Origin of the sequence: Parvibaculum sp. (genome assembly GCF_049672805.1) — a bacterium.
Classification (GTDB): Bacteria; Pseudomonadota; Alphaproteobacteria; order Parvibaculales; family Parvibaculaceae; genus Parvibaculum.
In genome coordinates this window covers 1-5,431 of record NZ_JBATWS010000116.1, presented here as the reverse complement: position 1 = coordinate 5,431, position 5,431 = coordinate 1, and the positions used below count along the sequence as shown (strand labels likewise).

The 5,431-nt window shown below is 60.9% G+C and carries 5 protein-coding genes; 3 read left to right on the top strand and 2 right to left on the bottom strand.

The window, feature by feature from the left end; translation table 11 throughout:
- Positions 1 to 133 precede the first annotated feature (133 nt).
- Positions 134 to 610, top strand: a complete 477-nt coding sequence (locus WBF74_RS03640) for a group III truncated hemoglobin (RefSeq protein WP_424435308.1) — start codon at positions 134 to 136, stop codon at positions 608 to 610.
- 13 nt (positions 611 to 623) lie between these two features.
- Here WBF74_RS03640 and yghU read toward each other — a convergent pair whose 3' ends face one another.
- Positions 624 to 1,481, bottom strand: a complete 858-nt coding sequence (gene yghU, locus WBF74_RS03635) for a glutathione-dependent disulfide-bond oxidoreductase (protein ID WP_424435305.1) — start codon at positions 1,479 to 1,481, stop codon at positions 624 to 626.
- 49 nt (positions 1,482 to 1,530) lie between these two features.
- The gene (locus tag WBF74_RS03630) at positions 1,531 to 2,727 is read right to left on the bottom strand and encodes a CaiB/BaiF CoA transferase family protein (RefSeq protein ID WP_424435302.1); all 1,197 of its coding nucleotides are present in this window, start codon (positions 2,725 to 2,727) and stop codon (positions 1,531 to 1,533) included.
- Between the two features lie 412 nt (positions 2,728 to 3,139).
- On the opposite strand from WBF74_RS03630, the gene WBF74_RS03625 reads away from it, so the two are divergent.
- Complete coding sequence (locus WBF74_RS03625) at positions 3,140 to 4,276, top strand: DUF2336 domain-containing protein (protein WP_424435299.1); 1,137 nt, start codon at positions 3,140 to 3,142, stop codon at positions 4,274 to 4,276.
- Positions 4,277 to 4,359: 83 nt separating this feature from the next.
- Positions 4,360 to 5,431: 3-oxoadipyl-CoA thiolase (gene pcaF, locus WBF74_RS03620; protein ID WP_424435296.1), on the top strand; the 1,072-nt coding region annotated here is incomplete at its 3' end.

The following is a 5,431-nucleotide window of genomic DNA, read 5'->3' as shown; positions in this document are numbered from 1 at the left end:
GTCGATTTGCGGGCGGCCCGCGCCTATCGCCGCGCCTGATCCTTCCCTTTTCTGCAAGACCCGACCAAATGCCGCATGGCGGCGGGACGATCCATGAATAAGATACTTGTCAAATGTATCTTATGAGGCTGCCATGACGGATGGGCGCGAAGATTTCGGACCACGCAGCGCGCAGGTGCCGTGGGGCGCAAATGGTGATGATGTGACCAATGAGCGGGAGATCGAGCAGGTTGTACGCAGCTTCTATGCGCGTATCCGCGCGGACGCGGAACTCGGACCGATCTTCGAGCGCGTCATTGGCGACAATTGGGAGCCGCATCTTCTGAAGATGTGCGACTTCTGGTCAAGCGTGATGCTCACCACGGGGCGCTACAAGGGTCAGCCCATGATTGCGCATCTGAAGCTGAAGCAGGTGACGCCGAAGCATTTCGACCGCTGGCTGATGCTTTTCCGCGAAACGACGGAAGAAATCTGCGCGCCGGACACAGCGGATCGTTTCATGGAGAAGGCGGCGCGGATTGCGGAGAGCCTGCAACTCGGCATGTTTTTCAGGCCGGAGCGGCACGACCCGGAAAAAGGCGTTCCATCACGGGGCCAGATGACCCCGTGATGAAGTGATGATGTTACTTCCCGACCTTGTCGAAATCGCTCGCATCGTGGCGTTCGGGAAGCTGGCTTGAAGGATCGCCCCAGGTGCGGTTCACCATGCGGCCGCGCTTCACGGCGGGACGCTCGGCGATTTCGTCGGCCCAGCGGTTCACATGCTTGTATTCATGGACGCTGAGAAACTCTGCCGCTTCATAAAGAACGCCTTTGGCAAGCGCGCCGTACCACGGCCAGATCGCCATGTCGGCGACGGTATATTCATCGCCAGCGATGAAACGGTTTTCGGCAAGCTGACGGTCAAGCACATCCATCTGGCGCTTCACTTCCATGGCGAAGCGGTCGATCGCATATTCGATCTTCACCGGCGCATAGGCATAGAAATGTCCAAAGCCACCGCCGAGATAGGGCGCTGACCCCATCTGCCACATCAGCCATGAATAACATTCGGCGCGCTTTGACATATCCTTCGGCACAAAGGCACCGCCGAACTTTTCCGACAGATAGAGCAGGATCGCGCCGCTTTCGAAAATACGCGTCGCCGGGTTGGTCGAGCGGTCGAGCAGGGCAGGGATTTTCGAGTTCGGGTTGACCGAGACGAAACCCGAACCGAATTGCTGGCCCTCACCGATATTGATGAGCCAGGCATCATATTCAGCACCCTTGTGGCCTGCTTCCAGAAGCTCCTCCAGCATGACCGTGACCTTCACACCATTCGGCGTTGCCAGGGAGTAGAGCTGGAAGGGATGCTTGCCGACCGGAAGCTCCTTCTCATGCGTCGCGCCAGCGATAGGACGGTTGATGTTCGAGAAGCGGTTGGTGTTCTTGTCCTGATTCCAGGTCCAGACTTTTGGCGGGGTGTAGCTGTTCTCGGTCATGGCGCGCTCCGTCGCTGATGTCAGGTGGATATATTCGTCTGCGGATAATCTATCGGATGGCCCCGGCGGTGCGGAGAGCTTCGATCTCCTCTTCCGCGAAACCGGCTTCTTTCAGGGTATCAATCGTGTGCTGGCCAAGAGCGGGCGCTGCGGATTTCGGCGTGTCGTCATAGCCGGGGAAGCGCACGGGCGAGGCCGGAGAGAGATAGGTGCCGCTGCCATCCTCTTCCGGCACCTTTACATAGGCGCCGGCCGCATGGGCTTGCGGGTCGGCAAACACATTGGCGGGGCTCATGAGCGGTGCCCAGATGATGTCCTCCGCATCGAGCTTCTCGCGCCAATATTCAACATCATGCTGGATGAAGGCGGCATCGAGGATATCGACAAGCTCGGCCGCATTGGCGCGGCGATTCTTGGGAGTGTCGAAGCGCGGGTCCGTTTCGAGTTCCGGCTTGCCAATGGCGCGGCAGACAGCAGTCCAGTCCACCGTTCCCTGACGCGGCACGATGACGATCCATGTATCCTTCGTCTGGAAGAAATTGCTGATCGGCATCACCGCTTCATGGCGCGACTTGGTGGAGCCGAGCTTGCCATAGCGAAGCTGGACTGCCGTGTCCGAGCCAGCGGCATAGATACCTGCGCGCAGCAGCGAGGCTTCGACGAGGCGGCCCGTGCCGGTCTTCTGGCGTTCGACAAGGGCAGCGAGGATGCCGCTGACAGTCGCCATGCTGGTGGTGTGGTCGCCAATGCCGGTGCGGAGCGTGACCGGCTCCTTGCCCTTCACTGTCTGCAACCAGCCAATGCCCGAGCGGGCATAGAAGGCGGCGATGTCGAATCCGGGGCGGTCGCGATCCGGCCCTTCAAGGCCGTAGCCCGTGACGCTTGCATAGACGAGGCGGGGGTTGATGGCTTTCAGGCTCTCATAGTCAAGGCCCGCGCGCTCCAGCCCGCCGGGGCGGACATTGGTGATGAAGACATCTGCGTCCTTCACGAGCCGCTTTACCGCCTCGACGCCTTCCGGCTTCGATGTGTCGATGGCGAGGCCCTTTTTTCCGCGATTGTCGAGGTCGAAGATGGGGGAACCCTTCAGGTGGTCCGCGCCGACATTCTTCATGGTGTAGCGCATGGGGCAGCCCGACAGAGGCTCGATCTTGATGACCTCCGCGCCCCAGTCCGCGAGAATGCCGCCCGCGCCCGGCGCGGCGATATAGGTGGCCATTTCGATGACCTTGATGCCCTCAAGCATGGATTCCGGTCCCTGTAGCTGGATTTTCTGATTGGGGCGGATCATCCATGAAAAGGCGGGCGAGTCAAAGTCCGAGGCTCCCACGAGGGGGAGGCCGCACGCCGGAATCTACTGGCGGATGACGTAATTTATCCCGCCAGATGACGTCGGGGCACCGCTGTCATGCGCGCGTCATGCCCTTGAGGCGGGACTTTCCTCGCTGTCTTTTTCCGGGGGAGGCGCAGAGGTTAACAAAATCATACGGGCACGGAGCATTACGCGGGGAAAGCCGTCATTTCAGGATCGCCCGGATGCGGATGGAGCGTGTTTCGGCTTTGAAAGTAAACGCTTCCGCAACCGTTCTTGCCTAGGATTTTGGCAGGTGGGCCCGAATTGTTCGGGTGCTGAACGAGAACGCGACCGGGGAACCGGGATGAATGCTGAGAAGCTGACAATAGCTGATGTCGAGCGCCTGCTCTCGGACCCGTCGGAGGACACACGGGCCGAGGTGGCGGCCAAGGTCGCCTTGCAGTTCAGTGAGGTGGAGCTTGCGCCCCGCGAGCGGGAGCTGGCGCATGAGATTCTTGGTTATCTCGTCCATGATGTTGCGGTTTCCGTGCGCGAAGCCCTGTCGCGCTGTCTGACTTCCAATGCCGCTGCGCCGCGTAACATCGTGCTTCAGCTTGCGCGTGACATCGACAAGGTCGCAATTCCGGTTCTCGAAAAATCGCCCGTTCTCACGGATGAAGATCTTGTCGGGCTTGTTTATTACGGCTCGCCCGAAAAACAGTGCGCGATTGCAGGGCGTGCAACACTCGGCGCGCAGGTTTCAGAAGCAATTGCCCATCGCGGCCATCGCAGTGCTGTTCTTACACTCGTTCACAATTCCGGTGCCGTCATCAATGAAGCGGCGGCCACCATGCTTGCCGAACGCTATGCTGATGACAGCGATGTCGCAGCGCCGCTGGTGCAGCGCGGAGAATTGCCGGCGCTTCTCGTCGAGCGGCTGATTGCGATGGTGTCGGAAAATATCCGCACCTATCTCGTGGAGCGTCATGCCATTGAAGGCAGCGTGGCGGCGAGCCTTGAAGAGCAGGCCCGCGAGCGGACCACGACGGATGCGATCCGGCGCATGAGCCAGGACGATATGCGCAAGCTCGTTGCGCAGCTTGCGGAGAATAACCGCCTCACGCCCTCGCTTGTCCTGCGGGCCGCCTGTGCGGGCGAAATCCGCTTTGTGGAAGCGGCGTTTGCGGAACTCACCGATGTGCCCGATGAACGCATCTGGCGGCTCATTCACGATGTGGGGGCGCTTGGTTTCCGTGCGGTCTATGCGCGCGCCGGTATGTCGGAAGCGCTTTACCCGGCCTTTCGGCGGGTGCTCGACACGTATCATGCGGTGCGGAGTTCTGACGGCTCGCTCGATCTTGAGCTTTATCGCTTCCATGTCCTTGAAGGGCTGCGCGAGACCTTCGAGCATATAGCGGCCGATGATCTCGACACGATGATCGACCGGCTCGCGAATATCGCCACGGTGCCCGCAATGGCGCCGCGCCGGCATGTTGCCTGAAACGCCGTCTGATTTTTAGAGAAGCGTTTTTGTGCAAAACGCACTAGCTTGCCTTTCTTCGATACTGAGGAAGGACAAGCCCCATGAATCACCATCAGGAAGCTTTCATCTGTGACGCGGTTCGCACGCCTATCGGGCGTTATGGCGGGGCGCTTTCCAGCGTGCGGGCCGATGATCTCGGCGCGGTGCCGCTGAAGGCGCTGATGGAGCGGAACCCCGGTGTAAACTGGGCGCGGGTGGATGATGTGATCTTTGGCTGCGCGAACCAGGCCGGTGAGGACAACCGCAATGTCGCGCGTATGTCATCACTGCTGGCGGGGTTGCCCGAAAGTGTTCCCGGCTCCACCGTGAACCGGCTTTGCGGGTCGGGCATGGATGCCATCGGCACGGCGGCGCGGGCGATCAAATCCGGCGAAGCGGGGCTGATGATTGCTGGCGGCCTGGAAAGCATGTCGCGTGCGCCTTTCGTGATGGGCAAGGCGACGAGTGCCTTTTCGCGCGACGCGGAAATCTATGACACGACGATCGGCTGGCGCTTCATCAACCCGCTGATGAAGCGGCAATATGGTGTCGATTCGATGCCGGAGACGGCGGAGAATGTCGCCGAAGATTTTCAGATTTCGCGAGAAGATCAGGATGCCTTTGCATGGCGAAGCCAGCAGCGGGCGGGCCGCGCGATTGAAGAAGGCCGCTTCGCGGCCGAGATCGTGCCGGTGACTATCGCCTCGCGCAAGGGCGACATTGTAGTGGACCGAGACGAGCATCCCCGGCCCGATACCACGCTTGAGGCGCTTGCAAAACTCAAGGCCCCCTTCCGCGAGGGCGGCACGGTGACGGCTGGGAATGCGTCCGGCGTCAATGATGGTGCCTGCGCGCTCATTCTTGCCTCAGCAGAAATGGCTGAAGCAAACGGGCTGCGGCCGCGTGCGCGCGTGGTTGCGATGGCGACGGCGGGTGTGCCGCCGCGCATCATGGGGATCGGGCCTGCGCCTGCAACGCGCAAGGTTCTGGAGCGTGCGGGCCTCACGCTCGGCGATATGGATGTGATTGAGCTGAACGAAGCCTTTGCTGCGCAGGGGCTTGCGGTCACGCGCGATCTCGGCTTGCCGGATGATGCGGAGCATGTACATCCGAATGGCGGCGCGCTTGCGCGCG

What these genes read in the sequence shown, in the direction of transcription:
- WBF74_RS03640 (WP_424435308.1), top strand. Translation starts at nt 134, where the DNA reads ATGACGGATGGGCGCGAAGATTTCGGACCACGCAGCGCGCAGGTGCCG.
- WBF74_RS03630 (WP_424435302.1), bottom strand. Translation starts at nt 2,727, where the DNA reads ATGCTTGAGGGCATCAAGGTCATCGAAATGGCCACCTATATCGCCGCG.
- yghU (WP_424435305.1), bottom strand. Translation starts at nt 1,481, where the DNA reads ATGACCGAGAACAGCTACACCCCGCCAAAAGTCTGGACCTGGAATCAG.
- WBF74_RS03625 (WP_424435299.1), top strand. Translation starts at nt 3,140, where the DNA reads ATGAATGCTGAGAAGCTGACAATAGCTGATGTCGAGCGCCTGCTCTCG.